The following is a 22,716-nucleotide window of genomic DNA, read 5'->3' on the forward strand; positions in this document are numbered from 1 at the left end:
TCGACGGCCACATCTACAGCCTGCGAAACCTCGTCGAGCGATGCTTCTCAAAGCTCAAACACAGCCGACGACTGGCTACCCGATACGACAAGACCGCCGACAGCTTCCTCGGCTTCGTCGTCGTCGCATCCATCCGACTGTGGATCAGACACTTTGTCCACACCACCTAAGTTGATTTTCCGACTTAGGCGATGTGGCCTGAGCCTCTTCCTCGACAATTCGGCCGGGTATGGCTTTCGCACCGCGAGCCTCCGGATCACCTGGAGGGTCAGCGATGGCTGCCCACCCGCCGCTGCATCCCGACGGCCCCCTCAGCCTCGCGCTTGCCGTAGTGGGCTCCTCGACGGTGCCGCTGCTGATGCTGGACCAATCGCTGAAGGTCATCGCCGCCAGCACCTCCTTCTGCCGCGTCTTCGCCATCGACCCGAACCGCATCGTCGACCGCTTCCTGGACGAGATCGGCGCCGGGGAATGGAACGAGCCCCAGCTTCGCGTGCTGCTGGACGCCACGGCCTCAGGCGACGCCGACATCGACGCCTATGAAATGGACATGAAGGATCCGCGCCAGGGTGTGCGCAAGCTGGTCATCAAGGCGCAAAGGCTGGTCCTTGCGGACGACCAGCCCGTTCGCCTTCTGCTGACCGTCGAGGACGTCACGGCCGCGCGCGAGGGCGAGAAACAGAAGGACGACCTGCTGCGCGAAAAGGCCATCCTGCTGCAGGAGCTGCAGCACCGGGCCGCCAACAGCCTGCAGATCATCGCCAGCGTCATCCTGCAGAGCGCCAGGAAGACCACCTCGGACGAGACGCGCGTCCAACTTACGGACGCCCACAGCCGCGTCTTGTCGGTCGCCGCCCTGCAACAGCAACTGTCGACCTCCCGTCTCGGCGAGGTCGAACTGGCCCCGTATTTCACCCAACTGTGCAAGAGCATCGCGGCGTCGATGATCCATGACCCCACGCGCCTGTCGCTGCGAGTGGAGGCCGACGACAGCGCCACCAGCGCCGACGTCTCCGTCAGCCTGGGTCTGATCGTCACCGAACTGGTGATCAATGCCCTGAAGCACGCCTTCCCGGGCGGCCGATCCGGCACGATCGTGGTGGGATACTCAAGCCACGGCCGCAACTGGACCCTGACGGTCCGCGACGACGGCGTCGGTATGCCGAAGGACGCGGCGAGCACAACGCCCGGCCTGGGCACCAGCATCGTCGAGACCCTGGCGAAGCAGCTTCAGGCCCGTATCCAGGTGGAAAGTCCAGGCCGTGGGGTCGTCATCTCGTTGATCCACAGCCCGCTCGCGGCCGTCGAGACCCCTTCGCTCGCCGCCAGCAGCGGCGCCGCCGCCTAGGTCGTCGGAATTGTCGACGGCAGCTGATAGGGGTTGTTGACCGACACCCGCGAGCCGGGGATCAGGCCCAGCTCCTCGAACGACCAGATCAACTCGACGCCGTCGGCCAACGGGGTCTCGCAATCGTCCTGTTCGATGCGGCGCAGGGTGATGGTCGAGTCGGCACCCATGTGGTCCACGACCGGCCGCAGGTCGGACTTGTCGGTGCAGCCGTTCGAGCTGACCCAGAACACGGCCAGGTCGCGCGTGATCGCGGCGGCGTGGATCGGTTCCAGCTCACCCGGCATGGCGACCGTCTGCATTGGCGTATCTCGCTGGAACCAGGCGCAGCCGGACGTCGCCAGCGCGGCTGCCGCGATCAGTGCGAACGTGCGGATCGGCACCATGTCCCGGGTCCTTGAACAGCCTTGGCCACCACCATCGCCCAATTCGGCCGTTTCCGCACCTGATTTTCGCCGATAGGGCGAGCCGGTCACCCCGGCAGGTCGAGCCGATGCAGCTCGACCCCGATGCCGAACACCGCCACCCCGTCCCCGTTCGGTACGATCCGGACCTTGTTGACCGCCAAACCCATGGCGACCGGGGCCCAGGTCGCCCCGGCGTCCCGGGTCTCGAACCCGTTTGGAACTGCGCCGATCCAGCCGCGATTCTCGTCCACGAAGCCGATGCCGAATTCGCGAACCGCTGCATTGTCGATCAGCGGCAGTTCCGACCAGGTCAGGCCGCCGTCAGTGGTCTTGGCGAAGACCCGCTGCGACACGGTCGTATCCGGATTGTAGCTCTGCACCGTCACGTAGCCGGTGCTCTCGGTCGGGAAGGCCATCTTCCACGTCAGTTCGAACGGCCGTGAGCCCTCATAGACCCGTGCCCAGGTCCGGCCGCCGTCAGCGGTCCGCAGGACCACCGCGTGGGACTGTTCGACATTGGTGTCCGACGCGCCGCAGATGAAGCCGATCCGTTCGTCGACGAAATGCACATCCAGGATCATCGCCGTCAGGGCGGACAGATCCTCCGAGGTCCAGGTCTCGCCGCCGTCGCGCGAGGTGGCCAGCAGAGCCGGGCCTCCGACCCGTCCGCCCGCGCGGATCGTGACCCGATGGCCGAGAACACCGGCATTGATGAACGACGCCTTGTGCACATCGATGGCGCAGATGCCGGTCACCGCCGGCCCCTCGATCGTCACTGCCTCCCACGACGCGCCGCCATCCCGGGTCCGATAAAGCGGCGTCGCATCCGTCCCGCCGGGGAAATAGTCCGGCCCGATATTGCCCAAGAACCCCAGGTCGGCGTCGACGAAGCCGAGCGCCCGCACGAAGGTGCCGGGCCTGTCGAGGATCCGCGTCCAGCTCTGGCCGCCGTCCGTCGTCTTGAACAGCTTGCCCGCGCCATTGCCGTACCAGCCGGTCAGGGCGTCGACGAAGACCACGTCGTCCTGCTTGCCGCGATAGGGCTCGGTCGGCAGCTTGATCCACGCGGGCTCGAGCGCCTGGGCCCAGCTCAAGCCCGGCAAGGCCCCCATGACCACGCCTGCGGCCAGCACCTGCCTGCGATCCATCATGCCTCTCCCCGTGGAAGCGACATGGAAAGCGTGCTTTACGTCCGACGGCAAGTGAACAGTCTGTAATCCGCGCACGAAAAAGGCCCCGGATTGCTCCGGGGCCTTTCCAGTCCAGATCGTAGAACGATCAGGAAGAGTAGTATTCGACGACCAGGTTCGGCTCCATCTTCACCGCGAAGGGCACGTCGGCCAGTTCGGGGAAGCGGACGAAGCGGACCGAGAAACCACGGTCGCCCAGTTCCAGGTAGTCGGGGATGTCGCGCTCGCCGGACTGCTGGGCTTCGAGCACCAGCGCCATGTTGCGGGACTTTTCCTTGACCTCGACGACGTCGCCGACGCGCAGGCGATACGAAGCGATGTTCACCTTCTTGCCGTTGACGGTGACGTGGCCGTGGTTGACGAACTGACGGGCTGCCCAGGGGGTCGGCACGAATTTGGCGCGATAGACCGTGGCGTCCAGACGGGCTTCCAGCAGGCCGATCAGGATTTCCGAGGTGTTGCCCTTACGGCGAGCGGCCTCGTCATAGGTCTTGCGGAACTGCTTCTCAGTCAGGTTGGCGTAGTAGCCCTTGAGCTTCTGCTTGGCCTTCAGTTGCAGGCCGAAGTCGGAGACCTTGGACTTGCGGCGCTGGCCGTGCTGGCCGGGACCGTAGGAACGCTTGTTGACCGGCGACTTGGCGCGGCCCCACAGGTTCTCACCCATGGCCCGATCGATTTTATACTTGGCGCTATGGCGCTTCGACATTGTGTTCTCTTTTAAATGATGCGGCCCGGCCCCTCCGCGAATGGAGGGACGATCTCAACGGCGGTCCACGCATCGTCCGTAGTCAATTCTCGCGCCGGACCAGGGTCAGGCACGTGAAGGGGCGGCTTATGCGTTCCCCGCCCTGTGGAGTCAAGGCTGGGCCGGTGTTTCCGGAACCCAGATGAAGCCGTCCGCCCGGCGCTGGAACTTGCCCAGGCCCGGGTAGGGGAAGTGGACGCCATAGACGCGCAGGGACTGCGTCGCGCCCCGCCCCAGCACCGCCAGCCGCGTCGCGATGGCGGCGTCGGAATCGAAGTCCCACTGGTTCATATACTCGGGCCGCTCGACCGAGATGATCGAACTGTGCAGGGCGTCGCCCAGATACAGCAGCCGGTCCTGGCCGGAGACGATCTCATAGCCGGTGTGGCCGGCCGTGTGGCCCTGCAGGGCGACGGCGGTGATCGAGGGCGTCACCTGGGCGCCGGGCTCGAAGGCTTCTACCCTGGGCGTGATGATCGGGATCAGGGCGGCCACTGCGGCGTCGGCCTGCAGCGCGGTCCATTCGGCGGCGCTCATCCGGATCGTGGCGTTCGGGAATGCGAGGGCGCCGTTGGACACCAGACCGCCGACGTGGTCGCCATGGCCGTGCGAAATAAGGATGTCGGTCACCTGGGCCGGCTGGACCCCGGCCGCCGCCAGCGAGGCCGGCAGCTTGTTGGCTGTGCCCATGCCGCCGCCCGCGCCGGTGTCGATCAGCACGACCTTGTCATCGCCCCGGATCAGCAGCGGCTGGATCGACAGATGGATCTCGGCATCGCCCGTCGGACGCAACGCTTCGGCGACACCGGCCGTGTCGCTCCAGGGGCTGGAGCCGGCCGCGTTGTCCAGCGTCAGGTCGCCGTCCTTCAGCGCGACGGCCTGAAGCGTGCCGATGGTGAAGGGATAGACATCGACGCTGGCCGCCGACTGCACCGCCGGAGCAACGGGCGCATCGGCTTTCTCGGCGGGTTTCTGGCATCCGGCGACGATCATCCCGGACAGGATCAAGGCGGCGGCGAGCTTGAACTGGGTGGTCATGATGTCCTCGGGGCGAGCGAACGGCTCAGCGCAGATAGGTCGGCGCGCGCAAGGCGCCAGACGGCGTATCGTGAAGCTTTTTCACGACCCGCCGCCTGTTGCAAAAGTGCCCGATCAGGCCGAGGCGGCCGCGAACAGGGCGTTGGCCTTTTTCCAGTTCACCACGGTCCAGAAGGCCTTGAGGTAGTCCGGACGGCGGTTCTGGTATTTCAGATAGTAGGCGTGTTCCCAGACGTCGGCGCCCAGGACGACCGCGCCCTTCTGTTCGGCGACATCCATCAGGGGGTTGTCCTGGTTCGGGGTGGACGTGACCTTCAGCTTGCCGTCCTGGACGATCAGCCAGGCCCAGCCCGAGCCGAACTGGCCGGCGCCGGCGGCGTTGAAGTCATCCTTGAACTTGTCGAGCCCGCCCAGGTCGCGATCGATCGCGGCGGCCAGTTCGGCCGAGGGCTCGCCGCCCTGACCGGCGGGGGCCAGAAGTTCCCAGAACAGGGCGTGGTTCCAGTGACCGCCGCCGTTGTTGCGCACGGCCTTGGGCGCGGTCGAGATCGAGGCGAACAGATCTTCCAGCGACTTGCCCTGCAGGCTCGCATCGGCGTCGACGGCCTTGTTCAGGTTGTCGACATAGGCCTGGTGATGCTTGTCGTGGTGGAAGGTCATCGTCTCCTTGTCGATGGCGGGCTCCAGTGCATCATAGGCGTAGGGCAGCGGCGGCAGGGTGAAGGCCATGGGGAGAGGCTCCTTGTTTTCGATGTATCGGTGACGCGTATGTAGGCGTCCGGTGTCCGCCACCAAAGGCTTGGGCAGAGAAAAACAGCCTGTTTGCGTACGACATCGGAAACAAAAGACGGAACAATGGTATTCCTCACCAGTTGTTCTTCCGAACGGGTATACCCCGGGATGCACATCTCATCTTCTATCCAAACTCGAAAGAGAACGACGAACGAAAAATCGCCCCGATGTCGATGAATGGCGTCAAATTTCTCACCGCGATCGCATCTTGTCTTGCGATGTTAGACAAGAAGCCTCGCACACCCGAGACCGATACAGAGAACGGGCCCGCGGCAGACCCCGAGCCTCCGACGCCGGTGGCTGAACGACTTGGTCTGGCGTCGTACCTCGCCCGCCGCCTCGCCGCCGCTCCCTGCGCCTCGCCGACCGCTTAAGCATCTTGCCGGGGAACGGTTATTCCCCGCGACCCTTGATACGTGTGGAAGGAGATGTCACCCGATGGGACAGACATTCGCCTACGCCCCCTCCTGCCTGCGCCCCGCCGAAACTCAGCCGGCACGCGCTTGACGCCCTGCGACATGAACTTCTCTACGCGGCCGAGTTCATGGCAGACGACCAGATTTTGTGCGTCGCCGACGCACTGCACGATACGCTGCGGAACCGGCGCCGGCTGCGGTGCAAGATCCATGATCGGGTCGAAGAACGTCTCTGCTCCGGCGCGATCACGCCCTTTCCCGTCTAGACGGCCTCCGCCGGGAGATTGGCCTTCAGGCAGTCCCGCACCGCCCGCTTCAGGCTGCCCGGCGCGTTGAGGAAATCGACCCCGTCAGCCTCCAGCACCACCTTCACCGTCGCATCGAGCCCCGACGGCAGGGCGGCGATCACCTTCTTCTGACCCTTGTCGTGCAGGCAGTGGCCCAGCTCGTTGCACAGGGCGGCGAACAGGTCGTCATAGGTCGCGTCAGTCATAGTTTCAGTCTTTCCGCATGGAAGGCGACATGGTCCGCGATGAAGCTGGCCATAAAGAAATAGGAGTGGTCGTAGCCCGGCTGCATCCGCAGGCGGATCGCCTGCCCCGCCGCCTCACCCGCGGCAGTCAGCAACTCGGGCTTCAGCTGTTCGACCAGGAAGGGGTCGGCGTCACCCTGGTCGATCAGGATGTCGCCGAAATGTCCGCGCGCGGTACCGGCCTCGATCAAAAGAGCGGCGTCGTGTTTGGCCCATTCGGCTCGGTCTTCGCCCAGATAGGCGGTGAACGCCTTCTCGCCCCAGGGACAGCGCGTCGGCGACGAAATAGGTGCGAAGGCCGAGACGGATCGGACCAGCTCCGGGTGACGCAGCGCCAGGGTCAGCGCTCCGTGTCCGCCCATCGAATGGCCGCTGATCGCCCGCGTGCCCGTCGTCGGAAACTCGACGTCGATCAGGGCGATCAGTTCCTCGACGACATAGGTTTCCATGCGGAAATGCTTCGCCCAAGGCGTTTGCGTCGCATCGATATAAAAGCCCGCGCCCTGGCCCAGGTCATAGGCCGGGTCGTCGGCCACACCCTCTCCGCGCGGCGAGGTGTCGGGCGCGACGATGATCAAGCCATGTTCCCCGGCGGAGGCGTATGCTCCGGCCTTGCTGGTGAAATTGTCCTCGGTGCAGGTCAGGCCCGACAGCCAGATCAGCACAGGGAACGGGCCCTCGCCCGGCGGAACGTAGACCGACAGGGTCATGGGCGTGCCGGTCACGGCGCTGTCGTGGCGCAGGTAACGCAGGGTGCCGCCGTAAACGGCGTGGGTCTTGAGGACTTCCATGCCGCCCGGATAACACCTCGCGGCGAGCCGGAGCTAGCCGGCCCGGTGCATGGCGCAGATCTTGTTGCCCGCAGGATCGCGCAGATAGGCCAGGTTCAGCGTACCGAACGGCCCTTCGCGCGGGCCGGGCGGGTCCTCAATGGCCGTACCGCCGGCCGCGATCCCTGCGGCATGAAAGGCGGCGACCGCCTCCATATCCTTCGCCGCAAAGCCGATCGTGCCGCCGTTGGCGTGACAGGCCGCCTCGCCGTCGATGGGCTTGCAGACCGCAAAGGCCCCGCGCGGCGTGCGCCACCAGAATCGCCCCTTGGCGTCCGGGCCGCTCGACGCATCGATCCCCAGCGCCCCGAGCGCCGCATCATAGAACCGGCGCGACGCCTCGATTTCGTTCGCGCCGACAGTCATATGGGTGAACATGGCTTTCCCTCTCCCGGTGTCAGGTCAGTTTTTTTAAACAACTACCGTTGCAGCGCAAGCCCTAGAACACCACGACCGAACGGATGCTCTCGCCCGAATGCATCCGGTCGAAGGCCTCGTTGATCCGTTCCAGCGGCAGGGTGTGGGTGATCATCGGGTCGATCTCGATCTTGCCGTCCATGTACCAGTCGACGATCCTGGGCGTGTCGGTGCGGCCCCGCGCGCCTCCGAAGGCCGAACCGCGCCAGACGCGGCCGGTGACCAGCTGGAACGGGCGGGTGGAGATTTCCTTGCCGGACTCGGCCACGCCGATGACGATGCTTTCGCCCCAGCCCCGGTGGCACGCCTCCAGAGCCTGGCGCATCACTGTGGTGTTACCGGTGCAGTCGAAGGTGTAGTCGGCCCCGCCGCCGGTCAGCGCGACCAGATGGGCGACGACGTCCGGCGTGTCCTTCGAATTGACGAAATGGGTCATCCCGAACCGGCGGCCCCACTCTTCCTTGTCCGGGTTGATGTCCACGCCGACGATCATGTCGGCCCCGACCATCTTCAGCCCCTGGATAACGTTCAGACCGATACCGCCCAGGCCGAAGACGACGGCGTTGGCGCCCGGCTCGACCTTGGCCGTATTGACCACTGCGCCGACGCCCGTGGTCACGCCGCAGCCGACGTAGCAGGCGCTTTCGAACGGCGCGTCCTTGCGGATTTTCGCCACCGCAATCTCGGGCAGGACGGTGAAGTTCGAGAAGGTCGAGCAGCCCATGTAGTGGGCGATGGCCTGACCCTTGTAGCTGAAGCGCGAGGTGCCGTCGGGCATGACGCCCTTGCCCTGGGTCGAGCGAATGGCCGTGCACAGGTTGGTCTTGCGGCTCAGGCAAGACTTACACTGGCGACATTCCGGCGTGTAGAGCGGGATGACGTGATCGCCGACCGCCAAGCTGGTCACGCCCGCGCCGATCTCGACGACGATGCCCGCGCCCTCGTGGCCCAGGATCGAGGGGAAGATGCCCTCGGAGTCCAGACCGTCCAGCGTGTAGGCGTCGGTGTGGCAGATGCCGGTCGCCTTGATCTCGATCAGGACCTCGCCGGCGCGCGGACCCTCCAGATCGACCTCGACGATCTCAAGCGGACGTTTGGCCTCGAAAGCGACGGCGGCGCGGGTTTTCATCGGTAGCTCCTGGTTATTCCTCCCCCGTCGGGGGAAGTGGCGCGGCGCCGCTTTGCGCCGTGACGGAGGGGGCCTGCCCCAGATGCGGTGTTTGGGGTGGGCCCCCTCCACCGCTTCGCGGTCCCCCTCCCCCTACGGGGGAGGATTGTTCGCGCGCAAGCCTTTCCAGCACCCGGCCGCGCCCCTTCGACAGGGCGGTGATCACGCCCCGGAAGGTGGCGACCTCCTGCGCGCTGAAGGCCGAGCGGCCCAGCATGACGCGCAGGTTCTGGCTCATGGAGCGGAATTTCTCGGGCGGATGGAAGAAGCCGGCGGCGTCGAGCTCGCGCTCCAGATGTTCGTACATCCCGAGTTGGAGGTCGCCTGACGCCGGCGCCTCACCCTCGCGGAAGTTCGGCGGCGGGGCGTCAAGCACCAGGGTGCGCCACTCATAGGCGTTGATCGCCACAGCCTGGGCCAGGTTCAGGCTCTGGTGGCGCGGGTCGATGGGGATGGTGACGATGCCCTGGCACAGGGCGATGTCGGTGGTCTCCAGCCCGGCCCGCTCGCTGCCGAACAGAAGGCCGACGCCCAGACCGGAGGCGGCGTCATCATACAGGACGCGCGAGGCCGCGCGCGGCGTCCGAACCGGCTGGCGGGTCTCACGCGGGCGGGCGGTGGTGGCGAAGACGGTGGTCAGGTCGGCGACGGCGGCGGCCACGCTGTCGAACACCTGGACCCCGTCCAGAACCCAGTCGGCCCCGGAGGCCAGGGGCCAGGCGCGATCCTGGGGCCAGCCGTCGCGCGGGCTGACCAGCCGCAGTTCATCGAGCCCGAAGTTCGCCATCACCCGCGCGACCGCGCCGATGTTCTCGGCCATCTGGGACCGGTCGAGGATGACGACGGGAGGCGTAGGCTCGGTCAAACCGGATCAGTCCTCGCCGATCATGGCCAGCCACGGGTCCGCCGTGCCGGCCTCGACCTCGGCCACCTTGACCGCCGGCCAGCCGATCGACTGCGTGCCCGCGTCGCGCCAAGCCAGGGTGATCAGGTCGCGCAGTTCGGCCGCACCCGCCGCGATCCGCGTGGTGGCGAACTCGGCGCCCGGCGCCAGAACAGCGCCTTCGGCATCCGCCGCGAAGGCGCCGGTCTTTTCCAGCCGGTAGAAGGGAATGACCTGGGCCAGGGTCGTGTTCAGATAGGTCGCCGTCCGGGCGCGCAGGTCGAAGCCGTCCAGATTCGGGGCCGGCATGACCGCCTCGACGGCGTCCAGGCGCAGGTTGCGACGGATGAACCCGCCCTCGAACGCGCCGTGGGTGCTGCGTGCGTTGGTGAAGCCCTCCGGGTTCGGATAGTCGCCCCAGCCATTGTAATGGATCGACATATGGTGCGGCTGCGAGCCGTCGCCGACGTAGTGCGACAGGTAGCCGATGTCGCGCAGGATCAAGGCCTCACGGCGCAGGCGGTCCTCGCGGTACCAGGCGCGCTTGCCGGGATCGAGCTCGCGGGCCTCGGCCGCGTTCAGGACGCGCCAGGTGGCGAAGTCGCGGGCCAGCTGCTGGTAGCCGTCCATGATCGCATAGGGCAGGTAGCCGGCGTCGTTGACCTCGATGCCCGAGGCGGCCAGCAGGGCGTCGTATTCGCTCTTCAGCTGCGGCAGCTCCGACAGGGTCGGGCCCGAGGCGTTCATGACATGACCGTTGTCGTCCAGGTCGACGAAGTGGGCCGTGTCGCGCTCGCGGTCGTGCGGCTGGCCGGCGCCCTTGGTGCGGTCGGGCTCGCGCGACAGTTCGCCGACCTCGGCCACGGCGCCCGGATTGCGCAGGAAGGCCGGCAGCTCGTCGGACAGGCCGCGCATGGCGGCGACGCCGATGGTGCGGTGGCCGGTCGCGCCCCAGGCATCGACCCGGGTGGCGGTGAAGACGCCGCCGGCTCCGACGATCAGGGCGGCGGCGGCGACGAGGGCCAGATGCTTGAGGGAAGGGCGCTTCATGGCGGGGCTCCGGCTGGGATGCCCCGCCGTTAAATCCACGCCGCGACGGCGTCCAGCGGCTTCTTGTCCAGCGCGGCCAGCGGCACGGTCGCATCGGCGGCCGGGTGACCCGCCACCAGCAGCAGGAAGGGCTTCTCGCCCTCCGGCCGCCCGCAGATTTCGGACAGGAAACTCATCGGCGCGGGCGTGTGCGTCAGGGTCGCGAGGCCGGCGTGATGCAGGGCCGCAATCAGGAAGCCGGTGGCGATGCCAACGCTCTCCGGGACGTAGTAGTTCTTCTTGGCGTCACCCGGGCGCGGCCCGCCGCGCTTCTGGCCGAACACGGCGATCAGGACCGGCGCGACCTCCAGAAAGCCCTTGTCCGGATCGGTGCCGAGCGGCGCCAGGGCGTCCAGCCATTCCTGCGGCGCCTTCGTCTCATAGAAGTCGCGCTCCTCCGCCTCCGCCGCCGAGCGGATGCGCGCCCTGGTTTCGGGGCTTTCGATGACGAAGAAGAACCACGGCTGGTGATTGGCGCCTGACGGAGCCGAGGCGGCCGTCAGGATCGCCTTTTCCACCACCACCCGGTCGACCGGCCGGTCCGAGAATTCCCGCACTGTCCTGCGACCCGTCATGATCCCGTGAAAACGTTCGGCCCTTCGCAGGCACTCGGCGTCGTCGATGTCGGGATAGCCGGGGAGAGGCGTCGCGAGATGATCCTTCATGCGGCAAACCCTAGCGGCTGACAGGCCGAAGCTCCACCCGGCTTGACGGCAAGGCGACCAGCCCCCTACGCCTTGCGCCTGTTCTTTTGGGGCTCGTCATGAAACGTCTCTCGTTCGCCGCCGTCTCTCTGATCGCCCTGCTCGCCGCGCCCGCGGTGGCGCAACAAACGCCGGTCATCGACCAGAACGCGGTCGCCGCCCACATCGGCTTTCTGGCCGGAGACGAGTTGCAGGGCCGGGGCAGCGCCACGCGCGACGAGGCCATCGCCGCCGCCTATGTCACCGCCCAGTTCCGCCTCGCCGGCCTGACCCCGGCTCCGGGAATGACCGGCTTCGTGCAGCGCGCCCCGGTGGTGAAGACCACGCCTTCGGGCGCCGCGACCGTGACTGTCGGCGGAAGCACCCTGAACCAGGGCGCCGACTTCGCCATCCTGACGGGCGGGCTGAACGCAGCCTCGGGCGCCGTGACGGTCGCCGCCGACCCGGCCGCCCTGCCCTCCGGGCGCGAGACCCTGATGATCGCCCCGGCCGAGGGTCCGGGAGTGCGCGCCCTGTTCGGCGCCGCCATGCGCAGCGGCGCGAGATTGATCCTGTTGCGCAGGACGGAGGCGCTCGCCGCGGCCACCGGCGACGGCGGTTCGCGCGATCCAGTTATCCGCCTCGCCGACGCCACGCCGCGCGTCGGGCCGGTCGTCCTGGTCCTGGCGACCGAGGCTTATGACCGTCTCGCGTCCGCTGGCGGAACAGCCTCCTACGATCCTGGTCCGTCGGAGGTGCAGCAAGGCTTCACCTCAAACGCCATCGGCTGGCTGCAGGGAACCGATCCTTCGACCGGCGTCCTGATGGTCTCGGCCCACCTCGACCACATCGGCGTCCGCTCGGACGGCGTCGTGATGCACGGAGCCAACGACGACGCCTCGGGCACGGTGGCGGTGATCGAACTGGCCAACGCCCTCGCCGCCTCGGGGCCGCACGAACGCAGCATCATGTTCGTCGCCTATGGGTCCGAAGAAGCCGGCCTGCTTGGTTCGCGCTACTTCGTCGACCACCCGCCCATCCCGCTGGAGGACATCGCCGCCAACCTGGAGATCGAGATGATCGGCGATCAGGATCCTCAGCTGCCTGCGGGGGTGATGATGATGACCGGCTTCGAGCGCTCCAACTTCGGCGCGGCCCTGAAGGAGCGCGGCGCCCTGGTGGGGCCCGACCCCTATCCGGAACAGAATTTCTTCCAGCGCTCGGACAACTACGCCCTGGCCCTGAAGGGCATCGTCGCCCACACCATCTCGGGCTGGGCCACCATTCCGACCTATCACACGGCCGAGGACACGATCGAGAACCTCGACATCCCCTTCATGACCAACGCCATCCAGTCCCTGGTCGAACCGCTCAAAGCCATGGCCGACGGCGACTTCACGCCTGAGTGGTCGGACGGTGGTCGGCCGGAGTAGTCTCTTCCCTTCTCCCCTTGCGGGAGAAGGTGGCTGAGCGCAGCGAAGTCGGATGAGGGGTCGTGCTGACGCCAAAGATCCGCGCTTCGAGCTTCACTTCATCCGCCTGCGTGACCCCTCATCCGTCAGCCTTCGGCTGCCACCTTCTCCCGCAAGGGGAGAAGGATCACTTGATCCCGAACGCCGTCTCAACACGCGTGATCCAGCCCCTGACGTTCGGATAGGCGGACAGGTCGAACCCGCCTTCGTCGGCGACGCGCGTATAGGCGACCAGGGCGAGGTCGGCGACGGTCGCCGCCTGCCCGCCCGCAAGCCAGTCCGTCCCGGCCAGAGCCGTTTCCATCCGCGCCAGCGCCGCATGCCCCCGTTCGATCAGGCGCGGCTCGACTTCGTCCGCGGTCTTGCCGGCATAGACCCGCTGGAACCGGGCCACCGCGACATAGGGTTCGTGGCTGTATTGCTCCCAGAACAGCCACTCCAGCATCTTCGCCCGCTCCCAGGCGTCGGCCGGGATCCAGGCCGTCCCCTCGACCAGATGCAACAGGATGGCGTTCGACTGAGCCAGGGTCCGGCCGTCCTCCAGCGTCAGGGTTGGGACCTGACCGAACGGATTCCGCAGGAGAAATTCCGGCGTCCGGCTCCCACCCGACATGATATCAACCTCAACCCATTGATAATCACGCCCGAGCGCGTCCAGCATCCACTTGACCTTCAAGCAGTTGCCTGAGCGAATATCTCCATGAACAGTAAGCATCTCATCCCAGCAAAGGATTTCTGATCCGGCTATACTGCTATCGCGATTGCAGACGTTGCCCAACCCCCGTTCCGCTTATCTCAGGCAACGGTTGACTGATCCATGCACGCATGGGGACAGACGGTCGCAGCGGGGCATTCGACACATTCTCGCCACAGGCCCGAACGACAAGCCTGCCGCCGGTACGTTTCTGGGGACCGGTGTCACGATGAGTTCGATCTGTGTTCAACACCCTCGCGGCGTTCGCCATGCTTTGGGCTTCGGCTTTTCCAGCCGGAGATCCGGTGCCTTACGAGACGGCCGTCGCGGCCGACCCCGTGGTAGCGATAAGCCCTGACATCGCGGACGGTTCCAGCGAGGTTTCAGCAGATCTGACCCCCGAACAGGCCGCCTTGATGGCCGAAGACCCCGACTGGAACGCGCGCGCCAGCCTCTATCATGCAGGCGGCGGCGGAGCGACGGGCAACGATTCGCTCGGCTGCCGTCCGATCCCGATGCGCACCCTGGCCACCGACCCGCGTGTCATTCCCCGCCGCACCAAATTGTTCATCCGCGAGACCGTCGGCATGCGGATGGCCGACGGCACGATCCATGACGGCTACTGGTACGCCTCGGACACCGGCGGCGCGATCCGCGGCCAGCGCGTCGATCTCTACACCGGCAACGGCCGCGGCTCGATGCAGCCGGTGCTGCGCTTCAACCAGCAACGCCTGACGATCACCAACGCCGGCCGCTTCGACGGCTGCCCCCCCGCCTGGAACACCGCTTCCAACTAACGGCTATGCCGACGCCGGCTGTCGTGGCCTAGGTTGACGCGATGGATGGCGTGACCCTGTATTTCGGATGGCGCGTCGCGATCCTCGGCTTCGCCGCGATCCAGATGCTCGCCCTGGCCGTCGCCCTGACCCTGCCGGCGCCCAACCATCTCTCGAACCGGCTGCTCGCCGCAGTCCTGGTCGTGCTCGCAGGCTTGCTGACCCCCTATGTAATAGGTTTCGCCGGCGCCTATGATGCCTGGCGATGGCTGACCTTCGCACCTTTCGCGATCACCCTGGCCCTGCCTCCGCTGCTGTACGGCTATACCAGCGCCCTGGTGCAGGGCCGGCGCCCCGAGCGGTTTGGTCTGCACCTCACGCCCGCCTTCATCCAACTGGTCTATTTCCTCGTCGCCTTCACCCTGCCGCTGGATGCCAAGTGGAGCTGGTACACGTCGGGCCACCGACACTGGATCGGACCGGCGTTCGACGTCCTGCAGCTGGTCTCGCTGGCGGTCTATTCGGTGGCGGCGCTGCGACTTCTGCGAGCCTACCGGGCGACGCTCGCCGATCAGCGAAGCGATGGCGACCGCTTCGCAGCACGCTGGTTGAGCCGCGTCATCGTGGCGCTGATCGTGACCTTCCTCCTGTATCTGGCCTTCACCCTCTGGGACCGGCTGTCCGGGGGCATCGACTTCTTCCAGGAGACGGGCCTCTATCTCGCCCTCGCCGGGATCGGCCTCTATCTCGGCGTGGAGGGTTGGCGTCACTCGACGCAGCGGTTCCCGGTCCTGACCGCGCCGACCAGGGACGATGCGCGTTCAAGTCCCGACTGGCCGTCGATCGGACAGGACTTCGACGCCCGACTCCGGGCAGGCGGATGGGCCAGCGAGCCGGACCTGAGCCTGCCCGGCGTCGCCCGGCGTCTGGCGACCAACACCGGTCGGGTGTCGCGGGCGATCAATCTGGGGCTAGGCCTGAACTTCGCCGCCTGGATCAACGGCGTCCGCGCCGAGGCGGTCGCAGCCGCCCTCGATGCAGGATCGTCGGAGGACCTGCTCACCCTTGCCTTCGACGCCGGGTTCAGTTCCAAGGCCAGCTTCAACCGCGCCTTCCAGGCCCGCTTCGGCGTCGCCCCCTCGCGCTATCGTCGACGCGTCTCAGATCATGATTTTCGGCTTTCGGAACCGGAAATGAGGCGCGAACCGAACGGATCGCCATCAGGGTCCGCGGGTCGCTTTTGACAGGACCGGAGACCCGACATGCCCGTTCGCCTTCTGCTGCTCCTCCTCTCCCTCACCCTCTTCCTGCCCGTCGTGGCCGAGGCACAGCCTGCCCAGACGGCGGTCGAGCTTCGTCTGGGCCTGATCGGGCGCTGGTCCGGAGCCTTGGGCTACAGGGACTACCAGACCGATGAGCTGTTCGAGATCCCGGTCGTCACCACCATCGAAACGCCGGGCGACGGCGCCACCCTGATCCGCCGCTCGCTGTTCAACGACGGCCCGAACAATCCGGTCTGGATCACGACGATCAGTCTCGACGACGCCGAAGCGGCGACATCGACCTCGGCCAGCTTCCGCGCCGGGAAGGCGCCCGACCTGTCGACGGAGGCAGTAGAGGTCGCCGCCTTGGTCGATTCCACCCACTGGACCCTCATCTATCGCCGGGTCGGCGAGGATGACGACGCGCCCGCCGATATCCGAATCACCGAGACGCGCGACGGCGATGCGCTCGTCGAGATCAAGGAGGTGCGGCCGGTCGGAGCGGGGGACGACGCCTGGCGGTTCCGCAATCAAACCCGTCTGACGCGGATCGCGGATCAGGGCGCCGCATCGAACTGACCGCATTCCAGCCGCCACGCATATGGTCTAGCTTGGCTGCCTTGAACTGGAGGAGGTCCGAATGCGCATCCGCCTTGTTTCTATCGTCCTGGCCGCCCTTACATTGGCGGCTCCCGTCCTGGCTTCGGCACAGGACGCCGCCGTTCCCATGCGCGACCGCACCGAGCGGATCGGCCTGTCGGGCCGGCGCGGCCCGAGCCTGTTCCGCCCCGGCTTCGCCATCGGCGAATACACGGGCTGGGCCAGCCTGCGGGATTCCGCAGTGATTTTGCCCTGGCAATCGCGCGACTTCGCCACCGCCGAACTGTTGATCGCCACGCCGGCCGGAGAGGTCACGGGGAACTGCGGCGGCGGCCAGAGTCATCGCAACATCCTGGGCATCACCTTCGACCGCGAAACCCTGAGCTATGACTGCGAGTACGGCGGCGCGGCCCCCGCCGACGCGGGCATGGGGCTGGCCCTCGCGCGCGGTTCGATCCTGCGCCGGATCCAGCAGCCCCAGCGCGCCGGAAGCCTGATATGGAACGGGGTCGAATACCGGACCGAGACGCGGCGCATCGGCGGCCTGCCGTTCGGCGGCGGCAGCGTCATGGGCTATGTCATCACCCGCGACGGGATCGAGATCGGCGGCATTGACCTGAACGGGATGCGGCCAACCTTCTATCTGCCGCCTGCCGGTTCGACCGACCGTGACGCCGTTGCCGTCTTCGCCATCAGCCTGTGGGCCTTCCGTGATCCGGCCAACCGCTGATCAGAACCGGCGCTTGCCGCTGACGGTCTCGAAGAACATCCGCCAGTCGCCCAACAGGCTCCACAATGGGTATTTGAAGGTGGCCGGACGGTTCTTCTCGAAGAAGAAATGCCCGACCCAGGCGAACCCGTAGCCGACCAGCGGCATGGCCGCGAACCACCAGGCGTTCACGAACAGCCCCAGCAATGCGGCCACGATGACCAGCGCCGATCCGACGATATGGATGCGCCGGCAGACCGGATTGGAATGCTCGTGGATGTAATACGGATAGAAGGCTGCGAACGAGGCGAAGCGTTCGCCGTTGACGGGCTGGCTGGTCATAACCTCAGCTTGCCTCCGAAACTTGCCGGCTGACAAGTCAGGCCATCACGCCCCGACGCCGGCCCACAACAGGCCCAGCCCCAGCACGCCGACCGCTATCCTCCACCAGGCGAATGGCGCGAAGCCGTGTTTCGACACGAAATCCAGCAGGAACCGCACCACCACCAGCGCCGTCACGAAGGCGGTGAGGAAGCCGACGGCGATCAGTCCGACGTCGGTGAAGTCCAGATCGTTGCGGCTCTTGAACAGGTCATAGGCCACCGCGCCGCCCATGGTGGGCAGGGCGAGGAAGAAGGTGAACTCCGCCGCCGATCGTTTGTCGGTTCCCAACAGCAGCCCCCCCGCGACGGTCGCGCCCGAACGCGACACACCGGGCAGCAGGGCCAGACATTGGAACAGGCCGATCAGGCCATAGACCCGGAACGGATAGGTGTTCACGTCCAGGTATTTCGGGACCTTCTTCATCCGGTCGAGCAGGAGAAGCAGCACGCCTCCGACGATCAGGGCGATACAGATGATCACCGGGGTCTCGAAGAAGATTTCCTTGATGATGTCGTACATGAACACGCCCGCAAAGGCGGCGGGCAGGAAGGCGATCACCACCCCGATGATGAAGTGACGGGCCCGGGCGTCATGCGGCCAGCGCGTGGCCAGAGCCCACAGCCGCTGGAAATAGACGCTGATGATGGCCAGGATCGCGCCCAGCTGGATCACGATCTCGAAGGTCTTGCCCTCGCTCTCGAAGCCGATGAAGTGGCCGAGCAGCAGCAGGTGGCCCGTAGAAGAGACGGGAATGAACTCCGTCAGTCCCTCGACCAGCCCCAGGATGATCGCTGCAATCCAGTCCGACATGAAATCCCCGCTCCGGGCTCGCGTTCAGTCGCTCGCCGGTCCCCAGCCTGATCTTCAATCAGGCGGAGAATAAAAGTGCGACCTCGATTCTCGGCTTCGCCGATCAAGGTCGGGGTCCGACATAGCGCAGGCGCACCCGGATAGGCGAGCCGTCGATGATCTGATCCAGCGCATGGGCCATCAGACCGGTCAGCCGGCCGATCAGCAGCACGTCCGAGGCCCCGTCGCGCGGCAGGTCCAGACGCCGCGCCATGATCGCCAGCGCCCCAGCGAACCCGGTCCTCTGGCCGCTCGCCTCCTCCCCCTCGCGGATCACCGCCGTCAGGTCGTTGGGCAGGTCCGCCAGCGCGAGCAAGGCTTCGACGCGCGGATCACCGTGCGGAAAGGTTTCGCTGCCGAAGCCGGGGATGGAGCCCTCGTCGGCCATCCGCCGCTGGGCCGCGCCTGCGGGGTCGCGCCGCGCTTCGGCGACATAGGCGATCGCCTGGGTCAGGGTCCGGGCCGCTGGCGATTTGGCCGTCGTGGTCAGCCCCGCGAACGCCGCTCCCGCCGGGGAAGCCCCGCCCGAAACCGCCGCCCGCGTCGCCAGAACCGCCGGATCGAGATCAAGATCGGCCGCCAGCACCAGGGCGCGTCTCAGATGCACGCTGTCGCGCTCCAGCATCTTCCAGCCGCGCGCGAGGCGCTGATGGAAGAACAGACGCGGACCCGGCCCCGCCATGGCATCGACCACCTCGTTCAGCGCCACGGCGGCCTCGATCTTCAGCACCTCCGGCGACCGGCCGGTCGAGGACGGGTCTTCCTCCGCGCGTCGGGCAAGGGCCGCGAACAGCCGCGCCCGATGCGACGATCCGCCGGCGCTGGCGACGCGCACGCCCAGGCCCGCGAACGGGTTCGAGTCCCCGGCGCCCCACAGCAGCCGGGCGGTTTCCTCCAGCGTCGCGTTCTGGGCCCACTGGGCCACGTCGCGGCCGCAGTAGTAGAGCCGCCCGTCGGAGATCAGGCTGACCGTCGACCGGATCAGACTCTCGCCCTTCACCGCCGGCTCGAACGGCACGACCACGCCCGCCGGCTCGCCCGAGCTCGCGCCCTTCAGCCGCGCCACATCGGCGGCGGCATAGAGGCTGCGGCGAGGATCGTTGGGGTCAGGTCGGGCCGTGATCCGCCCCCGGCTGACATAGGCATAGAGTGTCTGGGTCTTGACCCCCAGCAGCGACAGGACCTCGGCGCGGGGGATCCATCGATCCGCCGTCTCTCCGTCCCGCTCGCTAACGCCTGGCGTCATCGCTGCAAGTCCCCGTCCCCTCACGGTTAATCCGCGCGCACCTTGGGGCGCTTTGATGACCGCAAGCCTAACGGCGGTTCCCGAAGAGTCCTCCATTGGCAACCGACGGGCGATCAGCGAAAAGGGCGGCGATGACCTCCCCTGTCTCGCCGCCGCCGACACCTGCCCCTGGATCCGGTGCCTGGGGCGCCGTCGCCACCCTTTCGACGCGCCAGATCACCGGCCTGTCGGTCGGCGTCGCGGTGCTTCTGATCGCGATGAAGGCCTTCGCCCTGGGCGCGTCCGGGTCGGTGTCCATCCTCGCCTCACTGGCCGATTCTGCGCTCGACCTGATCGCCTCCCTGACAACCTTCTTCGCCGTGCGCTGGGCCGCCGCCCCCGCCGTGGCCGACCACCGGTTCGGCCACGGCAAGGGCGAGGCCATGGCCGCGCTGGTCCGGGCCGGGCTCGTCTTCGCCTCGGCCGTCTTCATCGGCTGGGAAGCGTTGCAGCGGATGTTCGACCCCCGGCCGGTCGTCGGCGGCTCCTGGGCCGTGGGCATTGTGATCCTCTCCATCCTGGTGACAGGCCTGTTGGTCTGGCTCCAGACCCGGTCGCTGAAGGCTTCGGGCTCCATGGCCGTCTCGGCCGACCGCGCCCACTACGCGGCCGACCTGGCGTCCAGCTCCGTGGTCCTGATCGGCGTGATTTCCGGCGCCTGGCTCGCCGCGCCCGGCCTCGACGCGGCCGCCGGTCTCGTGGTCGCCGTCTGGCTGTTCTGGGGCGCGGTCGGCATGCTCAAGGGCGCGGGCGACCATTTGCTCGACCGCGAGGCGTCGGACGCCGACCGCGTCGCCCTGACCAACGCCGTCCTGTCCGACATCCGGATCGGCGGGGTGCACCAACTTCGCACCCGGATGTCGGGCGACCGGCTGATGGTCCAGATGCATATCGATCTTGACCGAAGCCTGTCGTTCGAGGCCTCGCACGACATCGTCGTCGCCGCCGAGGACCGGGTTAAGGCCGCCTTCCCCGGCGCCGACGTCCTGATCCACGCCGACCCGCGCGGTCCGGTCGGTCCGTCAGTCCCCGTCACAGCGTCGCCCTCAGCGTAAACGAGGTTTTAACGGCGACCGGTGCAGGACAGGCCGATGTCGGCGAACGTCCTGTTCCATTTCCCCTTCGATCCCGGCAGCCGCATTGCGCGTCTGGCCCTGGGCGAAGCACGCATCGAATGGACCGAGGTTCTCGTCCGCCCCTGGGAGGCGGACTGCCCCCTCGGCGACCTGAACCCCTCCGGCATGCCGCCCGTGCTTCAGGTCGAGGGCCTGACCCTGTGCGAGGCGCCCGCCATCCTCGGCTGGATCGAGGATGCGCAGAAGACGCCGCTACTGATGCCTGCCGACGCCGCCGAGCGCGCGGAGACGCGTCGGCTGACCGCCTGGTTCGACCGCCGCTTCACCGACGAGGTCAACGCCGTCCTGCTGCACGAGCGGATGGAGAAGCCCCTGCTGCGCCTCGGCCCGCCAGAGGCGCGGATGCTGCGCGAGGGTCGCGAGGCCCTGAAGCACCACCTGGCCATCTTCGACGCCCTGCTGGCCCGACGCGACTGGCTGGCCGGGTGCCGCCTGTCCCAGGCCGACATCGTCGCTGCCGCCCATCTGTCGACCCTCGACTATTTCGGCGAGGTGTCCTGGGCCCACTGGCCGGCGCTCAAGACCTGGTACATGAAGATCAAATCCCGCCCCTGCTTCCGGCCCCTGCTCGCGGACCGGTTCCAGGGCCTGGCCCCGGCGGCGCAGTACGCGGATCTGGATTTTTAATCCTCGCCCTTCAGGGGAGGTGGCGCGGCGCGCCTTCGCGACGTGACGGACGGGGCTGACCTCACACGCGGTGTTTGGAGCCGCCCCCCTCCACCACTTCGTGGTCCCCCTCCCCCCGTGTGTGAGGATTGAGTAAGGCTCACGGATGTCCGACCTCCGCGACACCCTCCGCGCCAAGGCCGCCGAACTCGGGTTCGACGTGTGCCGGTTCGCGTCGGCATCGGAGCCCTGGTCCGCCGGCGAACGGCTTCAGCATTTCGTCGAGGCCGGGCGACACGGCGAGATGGGCTGGATGGAGACCACCCTCGAACGCCGCGCCCATCCGACGGCCATGTGGGACGCCGCCCGCACCGCCATCGTGCTCGGCATTAACTACGGGCCCGAACATGATCCCCTGCCCGAAATGGAAGACAGAAGCGCCGGCTATATTTCGGTCTACGCCCGCGGCGACGACTATCACGAGGTCATCAAGGGCCGGTTGAAAACCCTCGCCGGCCAGCTCGCTTCGCTCCTCAATGCCGAAGTGAAGGTCTTCGTCGATACCGCCCCCTTGATGGAAAAGCCCCTGGCCCAGCGCGCCGGCCTCGGCTGGCAGGGCAAACACACCAACCTCCTGAGCCGCGAGCACGGAAGCTGGCTGTTCCTCGGCGTAATCCTCTGCGCCGCCGAAATCGAGCCCGACGCGGCCGAGACTGAACACTGCGGTTCCTGCACCGCCTGTCTCGACGCCTGCCCGACCAAGGCCTTCCCCGCGCCGTTCCAGCTCGATGCGAGGCGCTGCCTGTCCTACCTGACCATCGAACACGCCGGACCCTGGCCCGTGGAGTTCCGCGCCCTGACCGGTTCTCGCATCTACGGCTGTGACGACTGTCTGGCGGTCTGTCCTTGGAACAAGTTCGCGGTCGCCTCGCGCGAAACGCGGCTGGCTGCGCGCGAAATCTCGGTCAGCCCACGCCTCGCCGACCTCGCCGCGCTCGACGACCCGACGTTCCGCATCCTGTTCTCGAAGAGCCCGATCAAGCGCATCGGCCGCGACCGTTTCGTGCGCAACGTCCTCTATGCGATCGGCAACAGCGGGGATGCGGCGTTGATCGAGGTCGCGACGCGGCTGCTGGACGATGGGTCGCCACTGGTGCGCGGAGCGGCTGTTTGGGCGCTGTCGCGGTTGATGAAGGCGGATGCGTTCGCAGGCGCGCACGATGCGAGACTTGCCGGCGAAGAGGACGAGAGCGTGTTGGCGGAGTGGCGCATGGCCTCTCCCTCCCCCTCGGGGGAGGGTTGTCGGAGCGAAGCGGAGACCGGGTGGGCGCGGCAAGGCGAGCCAATCACCGTATGAATCCAGATTTCGGGCCGTTCCCACCCCGTCGCTACGCGACGCCCCTCC

The 22,716-nt window shown here is 67.1% G+C and carries 25 protein-coding genes and 2 pseudogenes; 10 read left to right on the forward strand and 17 right to left on the reverse strand.

Features of this window, described 5'->3' with window-relative positions; all coding sequences use genetic code 11:
• Both ACP7AU_RS02375 and ACP7AU_RS02380 read left to right on the forward strand, forming a co-directional pair.
• The coding region (locus tag ACP7AU_RS02375) for a transposase (RefSeq protein WP_426050551.1) at positions 1 to 170 on the forward strand (170 nt) is incomplete at its 5' end.
• A gap of 104 nt (positions 171 to 274) precedes the next feature.
• Complete coding sequence (locus ACP7AU_RS02380) at positions 275 to 1,348, forward strand: sensor histidine kinase (RefSeq protein WP_426050426.1); 1,074 nt, start codon at positions 275 to 277, stop codon at positions 1,346 to 1,348.
• Here ACP7AU_RS02380 and ACP7AU_RS02385 read toward each other — a convergent pair.
• The 13 genes and pseudogenes from ACP7AU_RS02385 to ACP7AU_RS02445 form a co-directional block, all read right to left on the reverse strand.
• Positions 1,345 to 1,734 carry a hypothetical protein gene (locus ACP7AU_RS02385; RefSeq protein ID WP_426050427.1) on the reverse strand — a complete coding sequence of 130 codons (390 nt, stop codon included), beginning with the start codon at positions 1,732 to 1,734 and terminating at the stop codon, positions 1,345 to 1,347. The genes ACP7AU_RS02380 and ACP7AU_RS02385 overlap by 4 nt on opposite strands.
• A gap of 86 nt (positions 1,735 to 1,820) precedes the next feature.
• Positions 1,821 to 2,906: a WD40/YVTN/BNR-like repeat-containing protein gene (locus tag ACP7AU_RS02390; RefSeq protein WP_426050428.1), complete on the reverse strand. Its 1,086-nt coding sequence runs from the start codon at positions 2,904 to 2,906 to the stop codon at positions 1,821 to 1,823.
• 127 nt (positions 2,907 to 3,033) lie between these two features.
• A complete protein-coding gene (gene rpsD, locus ACP7AU_RS02395; protein WP_292152148.1) occupies positions 3,034 to 3,651 on the reverse strand; it encodes a 30S ribosomal protein S4 in 618 nt (205 codons plus the stop codon).
• 150 nt (positions 3,652 to 3,801) lie between these two features.
• Positions 3,802 to 4,728 carry an MBL fold metallo-hydrolase gene (locus tag ACP7AU_RS02400; RefSeq protein WP_426050429.1) on the reverse strand — a complete coding sequence of 309 codons (927 nt, stop codon included), beginning with the start codon at positions 4,726 to 4,728 and terminating at the stop codon, positions 3,802 to 3,804.
• Positions 4,729 to 4,842: 114 nt separating this feature from the next.
• Positions 4,843 to 5,457: a superoxide dismutase gene (locus ACP7AU_RS02405; protein WP_426050430.1), complete on the reverse strand. Its 615-nt coding sequence runs from the start codon at positions 5,455 to 5,457 to the stop codon at positions 4,843 to 4,845.
• A 741-nt stretch (positions 5,458 to 6,198) separates the two neighbouring features.
• Positions 6,199 to 6,429, reverse strand: a complete 231-nt coding sequence (locus tag ACP7AU_RS02410) for a hypothetical protein (protein ID WP_426037421.1) — start codon at positions 6,427 to 6,429, stop codon at positions 6,199 to 6,201.
• A complete protein-coding gene (gene fghA / locus ACP7AU_RS02415; protein WP_426050431.1) occupies positions 6,426 to 7,259 on the reverse strand; it encodes an S-formylglutathione hydrolase in 834 nt (277 codons plus the stop codon). The genes ACP7AU_RS02410 and fghA overlap by 4 nt, the downstream gene beginning before the upstream one ends.
• A 33-nt stretch (positions 7,260 to 7,292) precedes the next feature.
• Positions 7,293 to 7,676: a VOC family protein gene (locus tag ACP7AU_RS02420; protein ID WP_426050432.1), complete on the reverse strand. Its 384-nt coding sequence runs from the start codon at positions 7,674 to 7,676 to the stop codon at positions 7,293 to 7,295.
• A 61-nt stretch (positions 7,677 to 7,737) separates the two neighbouring features.
• On the reverse strand, positions 7,738 to 8,844 hold the full coding sequence (locus tag ACP7AU_RS02425) for an S-(hydroxymethyl)glutathione dehydrogenase/class III alcohol dehydrogenase (RefSeq protein WP_426050433.1): 1,107 nt from the start codon (positions 8,842 to 8,844) through the stop codon (positions 7,738 to 7,740).
• Between the two features lie 27 nt (positions 8,845 to 8,871).
• Positions 8,872 to 8,976, reverse strand: a pseudogene (locus ACP7AU_RS02430) (hypothetical protein); the annotation flags it as partial.
• A 10-nt stretch (positions 8,977 to 8,986) separates the two neighbouring features.
• Positions 8,987 to 9,748, reverse strand: a pseudogene (locus tag ACP7AU_RS02435) (RNA methyltransferase); the annotation flags it as partial.
• A gap of 6 nt (positions 9,749 to 9,754) precedes the next feature.
• Positions 9,755 to 10,816, reverse strand: coding sequence for a S1/P1 Nuclease (locus tag ACP7AU_RS02440; RefSeq protein ID WP_426050434.1), 1,062 nt, complete (start codon positions 10,814 to 10,816; stop codon positions 9,755 to 9,757).
• Between the two features lie 29 nt (positions 10,817 to 10,845).
• Positions 10,846 to 11,520, reverse strand: a complete 675-nt coding sequence (locus tag ACP7AU_RS02445) for a nitroreductase family protein (protein ID WP_426050435.1) — start codon at positions 11,518 to 11,520, stop codon at positions 10,846 to 10,848.
• A 98-nt stretch (positions 11,521 to 11,618) separates the two neighbouring features.
• Here ACP7AU_RS02445 and ACP7AU_RS02450 point away from each other — a divergent pair, with 98 nt between their 5' ends.
• Positions 11,619 to 12,971 carry a M28 family metallopeptidase gene (locus tag ACP7AU_RS02450; protein WP_426050436.1) on the forward strand — a complete coding sequence of 451 codons (1,353 nt, stop codon included), beginning with the start codon at positions 11,619 to 11,621 and terminating at the stop codon, positions 12,969 to 12,971.
• A gap of 166 nt (positions 12,972 to 13,137) precedes the next feature.
• Here ACP7AU_RS02450 and ACP7AU_RS02455 read toward each other — a convergent pair whose 3' ends face one another.
• The gene (locus tag ACP7AU_RS02455; protein WP_426037405.1) at positions 13,138 to 13,725 is read right to left on the reverse strand and encodes a glutathione S-transferase family protein; all 588 of its coding nucleotides are present in this window, start codon (positions 13,723 to 13,725) and stop codon (positions 13,138 to 13,140) included.
• Positions 13,726 to 13,946: 221 nt separating this feature from the next.
• Here ACP7AU_RS02455 and ACP7AU_RS02460 point away from each other — a divergent pair, with 221 nt between their 5' ends.
• The 4 genes from ACP7AU_RS02460 to ACP7AU_RS02475 all read left to right on the forward strand — a co-directional run bounded on the left by ACP7AU_RS02460 (position 13,947) and on the right by ACP7AU_RS02475 (position 17,072).
• Positions 13,947 to 14,501, forward strand: a complete 555-nt coding sequence (locus ACP7AU_RS02460; protein WP_426050437.1) for a 3D domain-containing protein — start codon at positions 13,947 to 13,949, stop codon at positions 14,499 to 14,501.
• A 41-nt stretch (positions 14,502 to 14,542) separates the two neighbouring features.
• Positions 14,543 to 15,724, forward strand: a complete 1,182-nt coding sequence (locus tag ACP7AU_RS02465) for a helix-turn-helix domain-containing protein (RefSeq protein WP_426050438.1) — start codon at positions 14,543 to 14,545, stop codon at positions 15,722 to 15,724.
• A gap of 18 nt (positions 15,725 to 15,742) precedes the next feature.
• Positions 15,743 to 16,321: a hypothetical protein gene (locus ACP7AU_RS02470; RefSeq protein WP_426050439.1), complete on the forward strand. Its 579-nt coding sequence runs from the start codon at positions 15,743 to 15,745 to the stop codon at positions 16,319 to 16,321.
• 61 nt (positions 16,322 to 16,382) lie between these two features.
• Positions 16,383 to 17,072, forward strand: a complete 690-nt coding sequence (locus ACP7AU_RS02475; protein ID WP_426050440.1) for a hypothetical protein — start codon at positions 16,383 to 16,385, stop codon at positions 17,070 to 17,072.
• Here ACP7AU_RS02475 and ACP7AU_RS02480 read toward each other — a convergent pair whose 3' ends face one another.
• From ACP7AU_RS02480 to ACP7AU_RS02490, 3 genes are all read right to left on the reverse strand, one after another.
• A complete protein-coding gene (locus tag ACP7AU_RS02480; RefSeq protein WP_426037395.1) occupies positions 17,073 to 17,393 on the reverse strand; it encodes an Mpo1-like protein in 321 nt (106 codons plus the stop codon).
• Positions 17,394 to 17,438: 45 nt separating this feature from the next.
• Complete coding sequence (locus tag ACP7AU_RS02485; RefSeq protein ID WP_426037393.1) at positions 17,439 to 18,245, reverse strand: undecaprenyl-diphosphate phosphatase; 807 nt, start codon at positions 18,243 to 18,245, stop codon at positions 17,439 to 17,441.
• A gap of 103 nt (positions 18,246 to 18,348) precedes the next feature.
• Entirely contained in the window at positions 18,349 to 19,530 is a 1,182-nt protein-coding gene (locus tag ACP7AU_RS02490) for a citrate/2-methylcitrate synthase (protein ID WP_426050441.1), read from the reverse strand.
• Between the two features lie 131 nt (positions 19,531 to 19,661).
• On the opposite strand from ACP7AU_RS02490, the gene ACP7AU_RS02495 reads away from it, so the two are divergent.
• The 3 genes from ACP7AU_RS02495 to queG all read left to right on the forward strand — a co-directional run bounded on the left by ACP7AU_RS02495 (position 19,662) and on the right by queG (position 22,668).
• The gene (locus ACP7AU_RS02495; RefSeq protein WP_426050442.1) at positions 19,662 to 20,624 is read left to right on the forward strand and encodes a cation diffusion facilitator family transporter; all 963 of its coding nucleotides are present in this window, start codon (positions 19,662 to 19,664) and stop codon (positions 20,622 to 20,624) included.
• A 36-nt stretch (positions 20,625 to 20,660) separates the two neighbouring features.
• Complete coding sequence (locus ACP7AU_RS02500; RefSeq protein ID WP_426050443.1) at positions 20,661 to 21,332, forward strand: glutathione S-transferase family protein; 672 nt, start codon at positions 20,661 to 20,663, stop codon at positions 21,330 to 21,332.
• A 145-nt stretch (positions 21,333 to 21,477) separates the two neighbouring features.
• Positions 21,478 to 22,668: a tRNA epoxyqueuosine(34) reductase QueG gene (queG, locus tag ACP7AU_RS02505; RefSeq protein ID WP_426050444.1), complete on the forward strand. Its 1,191-nt coding sequence runs from the start codon at positions 21,478 to 21,480 to the stop codon at positions 22,666 to 22,668.
• The last annotated feature ends 48 nt before the right edge of the window (positions 22,669 to 22,716 follow it).

The sequence above is a fragment of the Brevundimonas sp. SL161 genome, from assembly GCF_049896985.1.
Classification (GTDB): domain Bacteria; phylum Pseudomonadota; class Alphaproteobacteria; order Caulobacterales; family Caulobacteraceae; genus Brevundimonas.